We start from the raw sequence: 18,440 nt of genomic DNA, 5'->3' as shown, positions 1-18,440 counted from the left end.
AACACTTTTAGGACAAGGATTTTTCTCAATTAGCTCTTTTCGGTCCGTTTTTGAACTTTTTTTATGAGTTTTTTAATTTTCGAAAAAAGTAAATAGGGAGACAATAAATGGTAGTTTTGCACTCTAAAAATTTGCTATGCTATTTCTGGTTTTGAGTATTATTTGCAGTGTGACTGTGGGGGTGCTATTTAAATTTTCTCGCAATTATAACGTTAATAATGCACAAATTGTTGCTGCTAATTATCTGTTTGCTCTTATTTTATGCTATTTGTTCTTCAGTCCAAATTTGAAGGAAGTGAACACTTCGTCGCCATGGGGTATCTACATGTCGTTGGGTATTTTATTGCCATCAGTATTTCTATTTTTGGCTATTTCCATTAAGCACATGGGAATTGTAAAAACGGATGCCGCTCAACGACTTTCATTATTCATTCCGATCTTGGCCGCTTGGTTAATCTTCAAAGAGGATTTCAATGTATTTAAAGTTACAGCACTTGTAGTTGGGTTTCCAGCGCTACTACTAATTCTGTCTAAACCTTCAAAAAACACCAAAAACAAATGGATTTATCCTACTGTAGTTTTGCTGGGTTTTGGGATCATAGACATCCTTTTTAAACAAATCGCTCTGTTTACAACGCTGCCTTATACCACCTCTCTATTTATAGTTTTTAGCATTGCACTGGTAATCATGCTTGCAGTTGTAGGTTATGAATTGCTAGCTAATAAGGTTCGAATAGAGACTAAAAACATCATTTTTGGTGGGTTAGTTGGTATTTTTAATTTTGGTAACATTCTTTTTTATCTGAAGGCACATCAAGTATTTGCTAAAAATCCATCAACAGTTTTTGCTGGGATGAACATGGGTGTCATCATAATAGGGAGTCTTGTAGGTATTTTTGTCTTCAAAGAAAAGCTCACGAAAACAAATTACGCGGGTCTTTTTATGGCTTTGGTAGCGATTGTTTTAATTGTATTTTCACAAACAAAATAGAAAAGGAAAATATGTTTTTTTGAAGTCAAATAATGGAACTATCGAGAATCGCAACTCGTTACGATTGCCATTTAGCTTCATTTTTTAAGCTTTAATTTTTTCTAATTCTAAGTAGAGCTGATCCATCTCATTCTTTAAATTTTCAATCTCATTCTTTAAATTTTCAATTTCACTTTCAATTAAACTGATGTCCTCATTTCTCTCACTGTTTGTTCTTAAAAACTGAAAGTCTGTAGCTTTAGCTAGCTTATCTTTTGCCTGATCTAGATCACTGAAATCAGCAGCAAGTTTTTGTTTAATTTCAAAAAGCCTATCGTTTAGTGTTTGTTTTCTCTCTTTTAAAACTCTCTCAAATTCCTGTTTTTCTTGCTCAATTATGCGATTCTTTTGTTCTTCAATTTCTTTTTCCTGTAATTGAAATTGCAGATTATTTCTTTCTGTGATGTTGTTTTTCTGTTGTAGTTCAGCACTTCTGCCTTCTTCAAAAAAATTAAAAATAAGAGTTCCAACAACTAAAACTAAAATTCCGGAGAGCATGTAAAAAAAAGATTTTTCGATCCCTATTATTTTAGTATTTGCCTCTTCGGAACTTTTTTTGGGAATGGGTGGAATAGTGTTAATTGAGGGAGGCGTCACTCTAAAAACAGACTGTAATTCGGTTATTTCCCCTGCAGTTTTCCAATCTTGCATTCCTTCACACCAAACAGGCGTTGTCTTTAAAATTGATTTGGCTTTCAATTCAGTTAAATTAAATGGACCGCTACTTTCAGTGCCGTTGTGTACGTAATAGGAATTCATTTTATGCTGCTTATTTATTTACGTGTTGATTGATTTTTGAAGTTTCAAAAGTACAAAACAATTTGCTTTTTTTAGCAATGTATTTAAACAGATAGCTACCTGTCGAAATTATAAAATAAATGGGTAATTAATTGGATTAAGAAGTTACTTTTCCATATACCTGGAGGATATAATTTCCGTTTAAAAAGGATTCGGGGTCAATTTGGCTTTGAAGAACAACACCGTTTAACGATGTTTCTAGCAACAATTGCGCTGCTTGGGCTAATGGCGCCGCAGTGGTTGTTTGGATTGCTCTCAATTTATATTTTCCTACTATTTGTGGTGTAATGCGCTTTGCAATTTCACGTTTTCGCAAAATTCCAGAGGCATCTTTGCCTTCAACTGCAGCATATAGGATAATTTGATCGTCTTCGACATGCGGAATTACCGCCTCCATTACTTGCTGTAATAATTTTATAGCTTCCTCAGTATTTTCCAAAGTAGAGAGTTGCTGTTGAATCCATGCATAATGACCGGGATGGCGTAAGGTTTTGTAATCGAGTGAACGCACTCTTCCAGACAGTGCTTCCGGTAAATCTGCTGCTCCGCCGGAGGTAAGATCTTCTTCATAGGGTATACCGTCAATAATAATAGAGGCTCTTTCTGACAATGGAGGGAGCGTTGTTTTTATGAAATCTCGGAGCACTATCGTATCTTTCAAATATTCCGTAGCCACACCCACTGGACTCCAAGTAAATCCGTAGTAATGTGGAGCAACGGCATGATTGGTCAAGGCGCCAACTTTAAATTCTAATTTATCTACTTTATCCACTTCAAAGTCAATGCAGAATTGTTGAAAAAGTCCATTTGCTAGTAAATCGATGTAACCTGGAGCCAATCCTGTTTGAAGAACAAAACCCGTTTTGGCATTTTTTGCCAAAGCTATTATTTGGGAAGTTTCGGTAACATATTCTGTGAGATTGGCGTAATGCATGTTAAAATCTTTGGCAAATTTCGCCATACGTGGTGCTTGGCTACCAGGAAGGCAGTCGAGAATGATATCGCCTCGACTAAAAATTGCCTTCATTTCATTCGTAAGTTCTTTTTCATCAAGATGAAAGTCGTGAATGGATTCCTTTTTCGTTGTTCCTTCTTGAATCCAATGCGCTACTTTTTTTGCTTTGGTGTGATTTTTATCACCAATAAATAGCGTAGGAGCCACGTCACTCCATTCGATTAATAACAAACCTACAGCTTCTGCAATTCCGCCGGCTCCAGCAATAATTATGGTATGATGCTTTTTCATATTTTAAAGATAGCCTTTTTTCTTGTATTTAAATATGTTTTGGAAGAGCAGTTTTTTGATCTTTAAATCCTGTAGTGGTTTATAATAATAATGGAAAACCCACATACAGAAATGGAAGTTAGAGATTAAACCCACAATCGCAAACAGAGAGGATTTATTCACTAATGACATTTTGCTGTTAAAAACCGCACGCTTTAAGAGCAGTCTGAAATAAAAGTCTGAGCAACTTGACCATTTTTTTATAAGCAAATCTAAAAAAAAGGTATTTATCACAACTATTAAAACATTTAATTTAACGCAATGCACCTTAATTCTCTTAATGGCTTTAAAATACTACGATCGTTATTTCGGAGTGCTATTATTTGCCAATACAATAAGTAATTTGCCTTTATTTATAAGGCTTTAGCAGGGGAGAGGTGTACATTAGGTGTATACTATTTGTGAATTTAGTAGTACTAAAGGAAAGAAAAATAAACTTTTACACTTATTTTTTAATTTCAATTTGCCAATCCAAGCTGTTCATTTTGGTTTTTAGTTCGTTTAATGTGAAAATAATGGTTTCAAATGATGGTGCATCTCCATAAATCATCTGCTCTAGCATTATTTTATAATCTGCTTTCCAAGCTTCGATGATATCAGCTGAAGGAATAGGATTTATTGTTTGTGGTTGGTGTAAATTATAATCAATATCACCGACTTTTGTGAATTTGAAACGGTGCTGTACAATCGTCTCATAGAGTTCTTTATTTTGTAATGCAGCATTAGCAAATTTAGTTTGTGATAGTTGATATACGTCGTACAAATGACGGCTTAAACGTTTTACCCTGATTTTTTCTTTAGGTTTACTAAATTCTTCATGGAGCAAAAATATTTTTTCCAAAAAAGTCCGCTCAGGATTTACTGTAGGTATTGTGCTTACGGGTTGTGCGAAAATTGTATTTGGAAATTCAATATCTATTAACGAAACTATTTCTTGAGGGCTAAATGGCTCTCTTAGTGAACGGCAACCTATTTCTATTTGAACTCTTGGCTTAATATAACCAGGAGTAGTAATACTATTTGGGTAATAAAGATTGATGATTACTGGATCTTGATCAGACGCAGTTGTTTTGACGATTTCCCATTTTAAATCTTGAAAGCCCTTTTTGACAAATGCGCTCTGTAGCTCTACAAAGAATGTTTCTGATATATAATTGTTTGCAGCCTTTCTTAAAGCGGTAATTTGTTTTTTACCTAGTTCGACCTTCAAATCCTAGAAATTGTCTGTCTATGGCTAAATCTACGTCTTCAGAGAAGCGATCAATAAGATTCCACGCTTTACTCAAAGACGTTCCACCTTTGAAAACCAAATGATTTCCAACATTTAAATCAAAAATAATACTAAGAGTTTGTACAACCCACCAGTCTTTTTCTACTGCAAATGGAGCTAATCCTTGTTTATTACTGACTTCCTGCAGTATAGTTGCCTTTTCGGAGGTAGGTAGCGTATGAAAACTTATTTTTGTCATTACAGTGCTTTTTGCATTATTTTTTTAATCCAAACGGGGGCTAATTGTATATCATGTAGTAAGTTAGATCGATCTTCTTTTTTTAAAAGTTCAATTATTTTACTTTCTTCATCATCAGTAATTTGGTCGCTGCCAATTTCTCTTAATGCTTGGATTGCCAAACTACTAATGTCTCCTTTAGCTAGTAAGTTTTTAGGTGTTGTTCTTTTGAAATTAATAGTTCGTTTCCCTATTTTAATGACTCTCGGTGCGCCATCAGTAAGATAGACCAAATTCATAGGGACTTGAGTACTCAAGCCCAAAGCATTCAACGCATAAACACCAGTAGGTACAATTTTTGCCCTATCTCTTTTGGCAATGCACGTAGCTACTTCTTCTGCTGAAGGTAATACTTCGCCAATATAGTTGCTTATGATTGGTCTTACATAGATTCCTTGTGCTATACGTGTAATAAATCCTTTTTCTTCCAAACGTTGCAATGCTTTACGTATCGCTTCTGATGAACCGAAATTAGTAAAACTATCCCCGAAAAGCAAAGTACCCTTTGCTTGAGATTCAATCTCGTTTTCTATTTGTAATTCAATACTTTGCATTTGATAATAGGATTTATTTTGTCACAAATATAGTAAAAATTTGTGACAAATTGAATTTTACAAGTTCTATGTAATAAGTAGTAAGATCGGTTTCATATATTCTTTACCTGGGAACCTTACAAAGCTTAAACCTGTTTTTCAGAAAGAACCTTATTATCAGTAATAGCAACCAAAAAAGGCAATTTAACTTCCTGTAAATACATTTCCTTATAAGAAGTAGATTTTCGACAATCCGTTTTTAAAATAGCATTTTCAGATAGTATGAAATCATCTTCAAAAGGGTTTCCAAAATTATTCTCTTGTTCTTTAATTAAAGAAAGATTAGCAGGATAAATAAAATAGGCAGGAATTACACGATTATCATCTATCAATCCTAATTCTCTATAAACGCTATTTAATCTCGTATAGCCAGATAATTGTCTTGCATCCTCCATAGATGGATTCCCATTAGCATACCTTGGTTTGTATTTAGCATCAACTACGGCTTTTATTCCGTCTTTTATATTAAGGATAAAATCAGGTTCTTGTTTATTAAATTTTTTATGGTACTGTACTTCACCATTTTTTGGATATTTTTCTTTAAGTTGTTGAAAAACGTACAATTCAAATAACTTACTCATATCTATCCAAAACCTTGGATGTTTGGTAGTTTTTTGTTGATTCTGACTTGAAATATTATAATCTTGTAATGCTAAAATTTGATTTCCAAGTTGTACGGCCTGATTATAATTTCTATAAAACGGATTATTTTCGTGGTGTTTTATTTTTTTAAAGATCTTGTTATTTACCTGATAAAATCCTCCTTTACAATAGTTCAAGACCTCTTGTAATTGATTAAACTGATTATCTTGATTAAAATCTGCTAACAATTCTGGAATTACTGAAAGAACGTATTTCAAAAATTGATTTACCTCTGTGTCAAAACCAAATTCTTGAAATTGACAGATAGTTTTCGTTAGTCTATTTTTTAATAGATTATGTTTGATTTGATCACCAACTAGTATTTTTCCCTTTACTCTAGAATTCAAGTTTTCTTGAACGGTATAGTACGATTTCTTCAAACCTTTTTTCACCAAGTTTTGAACAACAGAAAGAAACTGTGCTATTAAAAAAGGCGTCAAAATAGGTTTTAGATCACTTTTAATCTCTATCCATTCTTCATTTAATTTTGTTTCAATCAGTCCATCTAGATGATCAAAATTGTCAGGAGCTTTTAAGGCTTCCAAAAGCATTGTAATATAATCCAGTTGCAGAGTACCATTATTAAGTTTTGGTTCTACATATACATTAAGTTTTAGTTTAGGAAACTGATCTAATCCAATGTAGTATGAGGACTTTATATTACAAGAAATAAGCTTATCCTCATCATTCTTATGTAAACCAATACTAACACAAGTATCTTCTGCTTCATCAAAAAAATCAATGCGATCTGCTTGAATTGTTGAATCATAATAATGCCCCAAATTGACTACTTCTTGAAAAGTAGAAAAATGACTTTTATTATAATATTCGAAATGTTCAGATATTCTTAGCATGAATTAGATAGTAGCTTTTAATAGTTCTATTTCATCTTTTGCAAGTTCTTTTAATATTCCGTCTTTCACATATTCTCTTAAAATTGGTTTAATTTCATATTCCAGTCGTACAGACATAGTACCGCCGTCTTCTGTTTTATCAATAAAATAAGAATGTCCTAATGCTACCTCCTTGGGTTCAAAATCTGTTGACAAAAAACTAGATCGGGTTTTGTAATCATCGATCGTGAATAAATTTTTCACGGAATTAAACAATGTGGAATCAAATATTGTCTCTTTTTCGTTTGATAAATCTTTAGGTAATACATCAACAAAAGCAAAACGCCTTCTAATGGCATAATCAATATGACCCACTGATCGATCGGCAGTATTCATTGTTCCAATGATGTAAAGATTAGAAGGTAATATTAGCTCATTACTTTCTCCAATCGTGTATATTGAATCTACTGTTTTCCCTCGGTATTCAAGTGCATAAATCAATTCACCTAAAACAGAGGATAAATTAGCACGATTAATTTCATCAACGATAAGAACATAGTTTTTCAGTTGTACTGTAGTAATATTAGTTTCGTTAAAAGTATATTTCTTATTGATTATGAACTCTTGAAATTTATTTAAAACCCGAATAAAATAACTGGCGTGTTGTCTTGCTAAACCTGAAAGTCTCGTGTTTTTTTTAATATCTTGACGTACTTTGTTCTTATCAGCATAGGCTTGTAAAATATCTCTAAAAAGCATGCGGTTACCGTTTTTTAACCAGCCATCATTTTTACCTTTGTATCTGAATGCATGTTCATCATTTACCGAAATCAAACCTACGCTTTCGGTTAATTCATAGAACCCATTTGATTCTTCGATTTCATCAAAAATATAATCTTTAAATTCCTCAAAATAATTTTCGATCTGAATTTCTATTGAAATCGTTTGGTTATCTTTTTTACTATTTAAGTAATTTTCTAACGCTTCCTTTGCAAATTTACCTAAGACTTTATTCTCAGCCTCATAAACAATTGAACTACCATCTTCATTTGGTACCGCTACTATTCCACGTACGAAATCCTCGTAGGTATATGATGGATGAAATTGTATCAGTTTGAATTGCTCGTTATCATTTAAATCTTGTACATTTCCTAAACCTAGCATTTGCACTGCTATGTCTTTAGCGAGTTTAGTTTTTCCAGTTCCAGGAGGACCTTGTAAGATTATTTGTTTTTTATAATCTAAAATATTTTTTGATTCCAACATACTAAATAATTGAGATGAATTAATATTAGCTTTTTTTGAGTTCTCATAAATTAATTTGTAAATTTTAAATTGTTTATTTTTAAGATTATATAGCATTTCTAAAAAAAACAAACCGTTAATTTGAAAACCATCATCAACAACTTCAATATTATTTTTTTTACCAAAAATAATGAAATCTCCTTCCTTTATATTCTTTAAGCCTTCAATGGTTTGATTAATAAAACTATAATCCTGTAAATTTTTTTCGATTTCATTTTTATTAAGTAAAAATGATTTTACAAACGGACTAACATTTTCAATTGGTGTTAAATTGTTTTGAGATTTTTGTGCATTAAATCCTAAACCATAACCAATTTCATTTTTGCCTTTGTATATATGGTATTGTAATTCACGCTCACTACCTTTATTTATTGTCCAATAATCATCACGGACTGTCCCAAAAATCTGAGTTGATGAAGCTATTTTTGTATTTCCGTTTAGATTTATTCTATCTCTTTGAAATTTATTTATAAAATTATTTCCAAGAAGTTTATGTAAATTATCTACTAGTTCTTGTAAATTAGAAAACTTAATTAATCTATTATATTCAAGAAATAAGGCAAAATGTTTATTCAGAATTGATTGTGGTACATCAGAACCTTTACGAAATGAATAAGTAAAAAACGGCTCTTTTTTCTGAGAAATCAATTCCTTAATTTCAACAGGAGAATCTATTTCAAAGGGATTCAATCCATAACTTTTTTCAAAATTTTCGATTAATTCAATTATATTTTTATCGAAATTTTCTTCATTAAAAGACGCAAAATAACTTGTTGTATTTGTTAACACAATGTTTAAATAGAAAATTTTAAAATCATTTAAATAATTCATGTAGTTTATGCTTTATAATTATAAAATTCTCTTTTTAGAGAATAAGTGATTGATACAAATAGATATCTGCAATTTCGATTGTCATATTGTACTTACTTACTCTCTTTATATTATTTTTTATTACTTATTTCAACAATTATAATACCTCCATAACTTACTTTCTCTTTCTTTCTAGTGAAATTATAAATCCAGTTGGGAAGGGTTTAAAAGGTTTATTGGGAGGAACATTATTAGATTGATAATCTCTAAGTTCATAAATTGGCAACTCCGAAATCATAAAATTATCAAGTATACCGCCATGAATTTTTTGCATATCCCTCTTCCACTCATCCTTGTAGGGCGCACGGATTCTAGTATCTCCGTAACTTTTATTGTTGCATAATGATACAAAACAATGTATATCTAATGAAGCAGATTTCACTAGGTGCTGATAAGTTTCTAAATCTTGATTCCATGCAATAACAAATAATGCATCTATATTACCTCTCAAAGAGCATCTATTGTTTATATCCAGTAAATCATTACAAACTAGACCACTGAAAATAAAACCGTTGTGCTTAATAATTAGTTTTTCTTTGTACAAACTTTCAATTTTGAAATTAGCTAGATTAAAAATCTCAGTGTTTTCATGAACTGCACCAATCATTTTAGACTGATACAGGGCAATACTACCTCGTGTCTTATTGCCCGTGTTTAATACATATACTAATTGATTATCTACTTCTTTTCTACTTTCATTAATTTTATATTCAAGTCCACTGATTAAATTTATGCCAACAAAACCTAACTTTTCAGCTATTTGGACATATAAGTGTCTCGGAAGAGCTAATTCATGAAAAACTACATAATCAATGTCGTTACTATTACGAATTAAATTATTGACAATTTTTTTGAGTCTATCAAATCTACTTTTATCCGGTTCAATTAATTGACGAATTCTCGCATCAAATGACTCGTTCCTCGTCAAAAAATGAGTATTACAAACTTTCGGATTGTTTTGACTTTTAGCTTCAATAAAATCAATACGGTTGTACTGATCACCTTTAGGATTAGTATTAATAAAAAACCTGTGGTAATATTGTTTTGCAAGTCTTGAAAAATTATCCTGATCAAATATTACTTTATTTTTAAAAGCAACTGATAATTCCAACAATGTGATTCTTCTGGTAAAGAAGTAAAAACCTGTTGATTCAAAAATTTTATGACAATAATCATCGCAATTTCCTTCTTCGCAACCACAATTCGTAGATTGGATGTTACTACTAATAAAATTCTTTAAATTTTCATTAAAAAATATATTTGTTAAATCTTCAAAACCTGCTTCTTGTAAATTACTTGATATGTATTTAGCATATTCCTCATACTTGAAATAGCAATTTTTAAATGGTATACTATGTAAGTCTGTGTTGAAATACCTTTTTACATTGTATTCAAAATTTTCATTATAGTGAATTTCATAACTCAATAATTCTAATGCATATTTTGAATCAACTTTATATAAACAATTTGAACAAATCAAATTCTCGTAAATCTTCCGGTAAACAAAATCTTTTGCTTTTTTGAATTTATTATTGTTCTCCTTTTTTGTATTCTTTTCTAAAACTCCAAAAACAAGATTCAATTCAGCAAAATATTTTTTAATTAATTCATCATTACTTGAATGTATGATTAACCCAAATATTCTAGGTACATATTTATTTAAATCAATAAAGTTTTGAATATCGTATATAAAATCATATGTGATATTTAGAAAATTATTAAGTCTAATTTGCCAAACTGGTTTTTCATAATTCTTAATATCACTTTCAAAACTTAAAATTTCTTTTATAAATTTATTTCTTTTTAAAATTAAACCCTCAGATTTTCTTAAACTATTTACTTCATCACATTGTTTATTTATACTTTGAAACAGATCTAAATCACTATTTTCATCATATTCAGAAGTGTCTGGTAAGAACTTCCACTCACTTGAACTCTTGTTAATCGATTTTCTTAAATTATTAAGTTCTACCTTATCTTTAGTATTGTTAAACAGGAAAATATTCTCTTTATCTGAATTAAAAGAAAGTTTAAAACTTTTACCTTTTAAATTTTTTAATTCGCCTTTTTTATCGAGTTTAAATTCTTTTAAAGAACTTATTACTTTTTCAAATTCAAGATTATCTTTCTCACTGTTATACTCAACAGCAATGATCATATCATCAACATAACGTCCGTAATAAATTGGTCTTACGTTTTGTATTACATCTTTATCAAAATCTAATAAATAAATATTAGCTAAAACTCTTGATACGTTAAGAGTAAGAGGTAATCCAAAATTTTTAAAATTAATATTTTCGCCATCATAAAAATCCTTATAGTCAGCATTATTAGCTTCATTGAATTTCTTTAGCATTGTGAATACCAAATCGTTCAAAAATTTGTCTTGCTTCGTTAAGTCTTTTATATTTAGCTCAATTAGAGTTTCAACTTTCTTTTGTAAATATTCAATTTCAATTAAATGGTAGTATTTTTTTAAATCAGATGTTATGACTACTATATCTTTATTTTCAAGAGATTCAATTTTATCGAATAAATCATTTTGCCACTTTCTATAATCATTAAAGTATGGTTTATACAGGGAATGGTTTTGTTTATAATATGGTAAGTCTAACTCGTCATCAAACTTTTTCAGTCTGCAGCCATAGACATTCTCTGGAAAACACTTATCTAGTTTATACCCTATTCTGTTAATCCATAACCCACCTATAATCTGAAAAAAAATAGAGATATGACTAATATATCTAAATTCAATGCTGTCCGCTTTTTCATTTGAATCAAAATTAAAAAGCTTTCTATTTAAATTTTCAATAGTTTTCTTAACCTTAAAATTACCTGTTGAAGCAAACTTGACCTTTTTAAATATAAAATTGGAAGTACCTATGTGATTAATATTATCTAAAAAAATATTTAATAATTCATCAGAACCCCCATTCAATAAATCAAATAGATAATCTATGTTTTCAAATAGATTTTCTTCAAATTGTACAATATCTTCAAGTATTATATATTCCTTTTCATTATAAAGTTCTCGTTTAACTTTACGATAGGTATATAAAATTTCTTCTTTGGTAAACAAACTACTTTTCATTCTTAATCCTTTTTATAATCAACACCACCCTCAGCAACCCTATCCAACTGCTCATTCACCATTTCCTCCGCATCACCCACAGTAACCTGACCATTCATTAACATTGGTAAAAGCCAATCCCTTAATTGTGCGAGTTCTTGGTTTTGTTTGAGGTTTACATCAATTTTTGAGAATATTGGAGATGCAATTTCTTTATATTTTTTAAGTTCATTTTTGGACGGATGTAAAATATCTTTTTCTAAAAAGGTGTCTTTTTGAAAAAAACCTCTTGCACTTCCATTAGTGGTGTTTTCAAGTTCTATTATTACATTTTTCAACAACATATTTAAAAAAAATTGATTTCCCTCAAGTGACTTAAATCTCCACATATTTTGATTTTGTAAAGCTGGTAAAACATTTGAGTTTACAATACAATGTTTACCTGTAGAAGCCCCTACCATAACCATTAAAAAATCAAAATTTTCTAATTCATATTTACGAAATTCTTCTGCTTTTAATACTGGTAAATAAACTACATCGTCAAGAACAATGTATCCATTATCAAAATTTTTTGTTCTTATTATCTTCTTACCTACTTTACTATACCATTCGCTCTTAAAAGCATACCCATTAATTATATATGAAATTTTTCTTAATTTTTTCACTTCCCACCTCTTAGGAATCTCCATTTTCAAAACAGTATTATAAACCATTTCTCCATCCGAAGATTTATAAGGCTTACCATTTGTATTAGGATAATCAAACTGTACAAACCAATAATCATAAAGCGTTTTTGCCATTTGCTCTAACTCAATATTGATTTTATTGTTGAGTTCTATTTTATCATCTAAAGCAGAAAGAACGGATGCGATTTTTTGTTGGTCTGATTTTAATTTAGGTACTAAAATCTCCTGACGTTTTAATGCTCCTTCATTTACTCTCTTTCGTCCAGAAGTTCCTTCCATACAGCTGATAGCTTTATCTCTAAAAAGAGGACTTCTTGCTAAATAATAAATAAATTTAGAATCAGAATTTTGGTTCTCTCGTAACACTATGAATTCTGATGATCCAAAAGCAACTTCATTCTCTTCAAGAATGTCAACATAAGCTGTTTTCCCATTTTCTAAACAGGGAGTAATTTTAGCTACAAGTGTATCTTCATTTCTAAATTTTGGTCCTGCACTATATTTTGAATGTTCAGATCCATTAATTTTTCGTTGGAACGTTCCTAATTTATCCATAGGAATTTTTCTTGCGATTTTATCCTTTTTAATTGATTCTGACGGGTTGAAATCTATAAATTCACCTATTGAAGTTTGTTTCCATTTATTCATACTTCAATCCTTTTAAGTGTTGCTGAATTTCAAGATCTAAAGTATTTCCTTCCTTAAAAAATTTGGATAAATTGGCTTCAAAAGCATTCATTTTTTCAGCAAATTCATCTGCTGTAATATCAGTATATTCAATCTTAACTTCAAAATATTGCCCTGCAGAGAAAGAAAAATTCTTAGTTGCAATTTCTTCTTTGGTAACTACTACTGATAAATCTTCAACAGCTGTTTTATTATTAAAGGTTTCAATAATTCTGTTTTCTTCGGTTTGCGTTAAAACCGTACGTTGGTTTTTGCCCTCTTTTATGGTTTCCCCCAATTTAGAAGCATCCATCAAAACAATATTATGACTATCTGCATTTTTGTCCAAAAATAAAACCGAGACATTGGTACCTGTACTCGCAAAAATATTAGAGGGCATACTCACTACACCCCTCAACCAATTGTTTTCTATTAATCGCTCACGTATCTTTTTTTCGATTCCTGATTGAGCGGTAATAAATCCTGTAGGTACTACAATAGCAGCTTTACCCGTATCGCTCAAACTGTGGATGATATGCTGAATGAACAATAGGTAAATAGCCATAGACTCTTTCTTGGTTTTTGCAATTTTGGGTATTCCTGCAAAAAACCTTTTTTTGAAAGCGTCTTTGTCCAAACTGGCATGAAAATCAGAAAAATCTAGTTTAAATGGCGGGTTCGAAACGATGTAATCAAACTTATTCTCTAAGTAATGAGGTAAGGCAATCGTATTGGTTTTAATGATATTCGGGATCGAGTGTGTTAAGTTATTCAAAACCAAATTCAAACGCAACATATTACTCGATTTTTGAGAAATATCTTCCGAGTATATCGTGCAATTTTCTTCGCCAATTTGGTGGGCAATACTCATTAATAGCGTTCCAGATCCTGCACTTGGGTCATAGCATTTTACGCCTTTTACAGGTTCAGGTACCAATATTTGCGCCATGATACGTGCCACTGCATGAGGGGTGTAATACTCGGCATATTTTCCTCCAGAGTCGGTATTGTAATCTTTAATTAAATATTCAAAAATAGTAGCAAAGAAATCATATTTCTGTTCGAACATTTCTTCAAAAGAAAACTCAAACAACTTATTGATTAAAGCTTTGCAGAAAGCATCTCGTTGCGAAGAATCAGAGATATACTGACTTAACTCATCAAACAAGGTGTCTTTTGCTCCTGTAAATGATTTTACAGAGAAAACCTCGGCATTTTCAATACTAATTTGACGCAAGGTATCATCAAATAATTTAGCAAAATCATCGTCGTTTTGCTTCGTAAACAAATGCGAAATTAAATGTTCCGGTTGTAACCTCGGAATATTTGGGTCAAGAGAATCAATAAGATCAGAGTAATCATCATCTGACAATTCCATCAAAACAGCCGAAAATGCTTCTGATTTAACTAAATCAGGGCATTCTTGTTTTACGGCATATCTAAATTTGTCATTTAAGAATTTGTATAAAAATACTTGTGTTATAATTTTAAATTCGTTTCCATCATTACCCAAACCATAATTAGCACAAACACTTTTTAGGTTGTCAATGAGTAATTTGGTTTTGGTCATAAAATTAATATCCTGCGTCATGTTCTCTTATCTGTATTGAAATTGTTGTAAATATTCGTTGGCGATCAAATTGCTCACCTTATTTTTCATGTCTTGATCCATTTCGATCTGTTCTTTCTTTTTAAACTCTTGCACTACAAGTTGTAGCAAATAGCGTTTGAAATAAGCTTCGTTCTTGATCATATCTTCTTGTCCTTCGAGCTTATCATCTACTTGTTGTTTTACTTGCATTAGGGCATTGTGCAGCTGAATTTCTTTGGCATTTAACGTTCCCTTTTCGCTCAGGCGTTTATGAATACGACTGTATTTTTCGTCATTTTCATATTTGGCTCGCAATAACGCATTTTTTCGGTTGAGTTCTTTGGCTTGATCGTATATTTTTTGAAGCAAGTGCATGTTTTCAATCATATCCGCCTGAGTAACTTCGCTTAAATTCTTCTTTTTAAAAATGCGTTCTAATTCTTCACGCAAACTTACGAATTGTGGATCGTGTTGATCAAAGTTATTTTGTAATGATTCTCTAGTTTTGCGTAATATGTTTTTGAATTCATCTGCTAATACTAATTCGCTCTCGTCAACTTTTATAAATTCAAAAATAATATCCTCAAGAGCAACATTAATTAAGTTTTTCGAAGTCTCTTCATTACCAATACTATCAACAAAATTTAGATTGTTGAGACGGTTTTGCGCTTCTGATAATAAACGATTCCAAACTTCAAAATCAGCAATGCCATCCAAAGCATCATAACCGTTGACGGCAATAATGTTTTTTAATTCTTTGGCAGTCCGTAACGCTTTTATTAATCGAATTAATTCAAATTTATCTGTAATTTGTTCGATTTGTTGAGAAAACAATTCTCTATTTTGGGTATCATAATGAAATAAAGTTTCTTTTATTTCTTTGATCTCCTGCTGGATTTCTTCTTCGGTTTTGAATAAATACGAATACATTTCCATTTCATCACCTAGCTCTTCTTGCAACTCATCAAAATACATTTTATTAGTACGGTCAAAAGCTTTCGAAATATCGGCAAAATCGACTACATAGCCGTAATGGTATTTCTTATACGGGCGGTTGACACGAGTTAAGGTTTGTAATAAATTATGATCTTGAATCACACGAGCCAAATACAATTTTTTTAATCGTTTGGCATCAAAACCTGTAAGTAACATATTGTAAACAAACAAAATGTCCACTTTTGATTTTTTGTAAGCAGTAATTAATTCTTTTCGAATTGATGTATCATTCTCATCATGTAAAATTAATGCAGCGGTTAATTTTGGTTCTTCTTTGCTTCCGTATTTAGCAGGAGGCTCTGCTGCCATCAAAATGCTGGCATCTGTCTCTTGAAAGCCATATCTCTCTTGGAATAAATTGAATAGTTCTTTGGCTTGAATGGCAGAATCACAAACAACCATCCCACCAAGGGTAGTATCTTGATTGTCTTTTCTAAACTTGATTAAGTCTGTTGTAATATAATCCAATAAAGGCTCTGCAAATTTTGGATCAGCATAAATAGCTCTTGCGGTGACATCACCCTTCAAGACTTTAATTTTATCCATAACCTCTTTCATCTGCATTTTGAAATTACCTTCAATTTGCTCTCGAATCAAGCGTAAAGTATAACCGTCTGCTATAGACATGTTGTAGTAATATTTATGAAAATAATTGCCAAACAACATTTTTGAATCGTAATCTTTGGCTACTTCCTTTAATAATGGAGTTCCAGTCAACGCAATGATTACCGCAGAACGATCTGAATTAATCAAGTTAGCCAAGTAATTACCTTTTGGGTTATAACTTCGGTGCGCTTCATCTAAAAAGTAAACACGTTGAATATTAATATCATAAGCTACGTTTATCAATGCAGTAGCATCTTCAGAAAATTTTTGAATATTGACTACTGTAATTTCCGGTATTCCACTATCATTGTGAATTGCCCCAATAACCTTTAGATCATTTATAAAATCTTGCTTCGAATTAACTTGCTTCACTTTCAAACCTCTATTGGTAAATTCACTAGAAGCCTGAATTAATAAATCGATACGATCTACAATAAAGTAAAACTTAGGAATAATTTGCTTTTTGGAATAATAGTTTGTTAAATGCTTTACGTTGTAATAGGCTAGAGCCGTTTTTCCAGATCCTTGGGTGTGCCAGATAATCCCTTTATGCTGTCCTTGATCTAATTTGGTAGCTATTGCTTGCGTTGCAAACAATTGAGGGTAGCGCATAATGTGTTTCTGATAAGAAATCTTACCCAGGTTTTCCTCTTCCACATACGCAATGGCATATTTTAAAATGAATTTTAAGCGCTCTTTACTAAATAATGAAGTCAGGATACGATTGGTCGGTGTATTGTCTTGTTTATTGGTTATGTATTCAGGTGAATGTTTGATAACCATTAAATTATTATCTTTTAATAGTGCATTTTCAATACTTTCACTTAGATTTACCAATGACTGTTTTACTGGATAATCGGCATCTTCTCTAAAATAATTGAATGAAACCTGACCATAAGATGGACTAGCGTAAAAAGCACCAAAAATAGGTTCTACGATACCGTCTTCATATTCCATATTATTAGAGAAAACTAACAACTGAGAAATATTTGCAAATCGTCTGAAATGTTTATTTTTGAATCGGGTATTGATTCTGTTACGTTCGTCTATAACACCCTGCTTGTTATGCGGTTTTTTAACTTCAATAAAAGCCAAAGGCATACCGTTGATTAAAACCGTAATATCAGGTCGAAACTCTTCATCCCCAGATTTACAAGTCAATTCAGTAGTTACATGAAAACTATTATTTTCAAATTTTTCAAAATCAATTAATTTAATTCCAGAGGTTGCAGTAAGCCGTTCATAGAATTTTTTTCCTAGATCCTCATAATCCAATTCGAGATTAATTTCATCTAATACTCTTAAGGCCTCGTGCTCAGATATAGAATTGATTTCACAAATTTTAGAAACGAAAATAGAAGAAAATATGTTGTTTTCTTCTATCCGAGTTTGTTCCTTTAACGGAATATATTGGTACCCTAAACGCATTAAATGCAATAAAGCAGGGATTTTAACTCTTGAATCTTCGTTGAACTTCATTTAGCATTCTTATGTTGAGCTGTAAATGTAAGAAAAGTTGAAGCGTATCTAAAAGGAAAACAAAAGAAAGTAAAGTAAACTTAAAATAAATTTATTTAACAAGTAAAGAGACACAAAATTTTTCTCAAATAAAATCTTATAATGCAAAATGGAAGTTGACTTTCTTTCTTAGCAAAACTGTTTTTTCTTTGATATACATTATCGTCAACATTTGTATTGATCTTAATAGAGACTGCTTTTGTAGCGTTTAAATTTTTATGCAGTAGTTTAATTAAAATTACCATTTAATATTAAAAAAATTAAAGACAGAGTAGGGAAGGCTCAAAGTAGTCTTGGTTATCTTTTTTATTTATTCTAGAAATTATAAAGGCTATCTGCATTATGTTCTATGCTGCTCCCCAAAAAACGTACAATTTTTTGCTTTAAATTAAGATAGGATTAAAAACCTTAAATTAGCAGAATTATGTCAAGAACAAGAAGAG

General features: G+C 31.0%; 12 protein-coding genes. 1 reads left to right on the top strand and 11 read right to left on the bottom strand.

Annotated elements, in window-relative coordinates:
- The first annotated feature begins 136 nt into the window (after positions 1-136).
- Positions 137-991: an EamA family transporter gene (locus BUA03_RS10955; RefSeq protein ID WP_066076756.1), complete on the top strand. Its 855-nt coding sequence runs from the start codon at positions 137-139 to the stop codon at positions 989-991.
- An 84-nt stretch (positions 992-1,075) separates the two neighbouring features.
- Here the strand turns inward: BUA03_RS10955 and BUA03_RS10950 are convergent, their stop codons facing one another.
- The 11 genes from BUA03_RS10950 to BUA03_RS10905 all read right to left on the bottom strand — a co-directional run bounded on the left by BUA03_RS10950 (position 1,076) and on the right by BUA03_RS10905 (position 17,958).
- A complete protein-coding gene (locus BUA03_RS10950) occupies positions 1,076-1,789 on the bottom strand; it encodes a GYF domain-containing protein (RefSeq protein ID WP_066076753.1) in 714 nt (237 codons plus the stop codon).
- Between the two features lie 136 nt (positions 1,790-1,925).
- Entirely contained in the window at positions 1,926-3,074 is a 1,149-nt protein-coding gene (locus BUA03_RS10945; RefSeq protein WP_066076750.1) for a saccharopine dehydrogenase family protein, read from the bottom strand.
- Positions 3,075-3,558: 484 nt separating this feature from the next.
- Positions 3,559-4,323, bottom strand: coding sequence for a nucleotidyl transferase AbiEii/AbiGii toxin family protein (locus tag BUA03_RS10940; RefSeq protein WP_262489220.1), 765 nt, complete (start codon positions 4,321-4,323; stop codon positions 3,559-3,561).
- The gene (locus tag BUA03_RS17090) at positions 4,304-4,582 is read right to left on the bottom strand and encodes a nucleotidyl transferase AbiEii/AbiGii toxin family protein (protein ID WP_262489219.1); all 279 of its coding nucleotides are present in this window, start codon (positions 4,580-4,582) and stop codon (positions 4,304-4,306) included. Before BUA03_RS17090 ends, BUA03_RS10940 begins: the two co-directional genes overlap by 20 nt.
- Entirely contained in the window at positions 4,582-5,175 is a 594-nt protein-coding gene (locus tag BUA03_RS10935; protein WP_066076748.1) for a DUF6088 family protein, read from the bottom strand. Before BUA03_RS10935 ends, BUA03_RS17090 begins: the two co-directional genes overlap by 1 nt.
- Before the next feature lie 125 nt (positions 5,176-5,300).
- Positions 5,301-6,710, bottom strand: coding sequence for a 5-methylcytosine restriction system specificity protein McrC (locus tag BUA03_RS10930; RefSeq protein ID WP_066076745.1), 1,410 nt, complete (start codon positions 6,708-6,710; stop codon positions 5,301-5,303).
- Positions 6,711-6,713: 3 nt separating this feature from the next.
- Complete coding sequence (locus BUA03_RS10925; protein WP_082854273.1) at positions 6,714-8,825, bottom strand: AAA family ATPase; 2,112 nt, start codon at positions 8,823-8,825, stop codon at positions 6,714-6,716.
- Positions 8,826-8,979: 154 nt separating this feature from the next.
- The gene (locus BUA03_RS10920) at positions 8,980-11,955 is read right to left on the bottom strand and encodes an RNA-directed DNA polymerase (protein ID WP_066076742.1); all 2,976 of its coding nucleotides are present in this window, start codon (positions 11,953-11,955) and stop codon (positions 8,980-8,982) included.
- 2 nt (positions 11,956-11,957) lie between these two features.
- Positions 11,958-13,268: a restriction endonuclease subunit S gene (locus tag BUA03_RS10915; RefSeq protein WP_066076739.1), complete on the bottom strand. Its 1,311-nt coding sequence runs from the start codon at positions 13,266-13,268 to the stop codon at positions 11,958-11,960.
- A complete protein-coding gene (locus BUA03_RS10910; protein ID WP_245792622.1) occupies positions 13,261-14,856 on the bottom strand; it encodes an HsdM family class I SAM-dependent methyltransferase in 1,596 nt (531 codons plus the stop codon). The genes BUA03_RS10915 and BUA03_RS10910 overlap by 8 nt, the downstream gene beginning before the upstream one ends.
- Positions 14,857-14,883: 27 nt before the next feature.
- A complete protein-coding gene (locus tag BUA03_RS10905) occupies positions 14,884-17,958 on the bottom strand; it encodes a type I restriction endonuclease (RefSeq protein WP_066076734.1) in 3,075 nt (1,024 codons plus the stop codon).
- Between the last annotated feature and the right edge of the window lie 482 nt (positions 17,959-18,440).

The organism is Flavobacterium fryxellicola, assembly GCF_900143245.1.
Classification (GTDB): Bacteria; Bacteroidota; Bacteroidia; order Flavobacteriales; family Flavobacteriaceae; genus Flavobacterium; species Flavobacterium fryxellicola.
The sequence above is the reverse complement of the archived record's forward strand: the minus strand, read 5'-3'. Positions and strand labels throughout refer to the sequence as shown.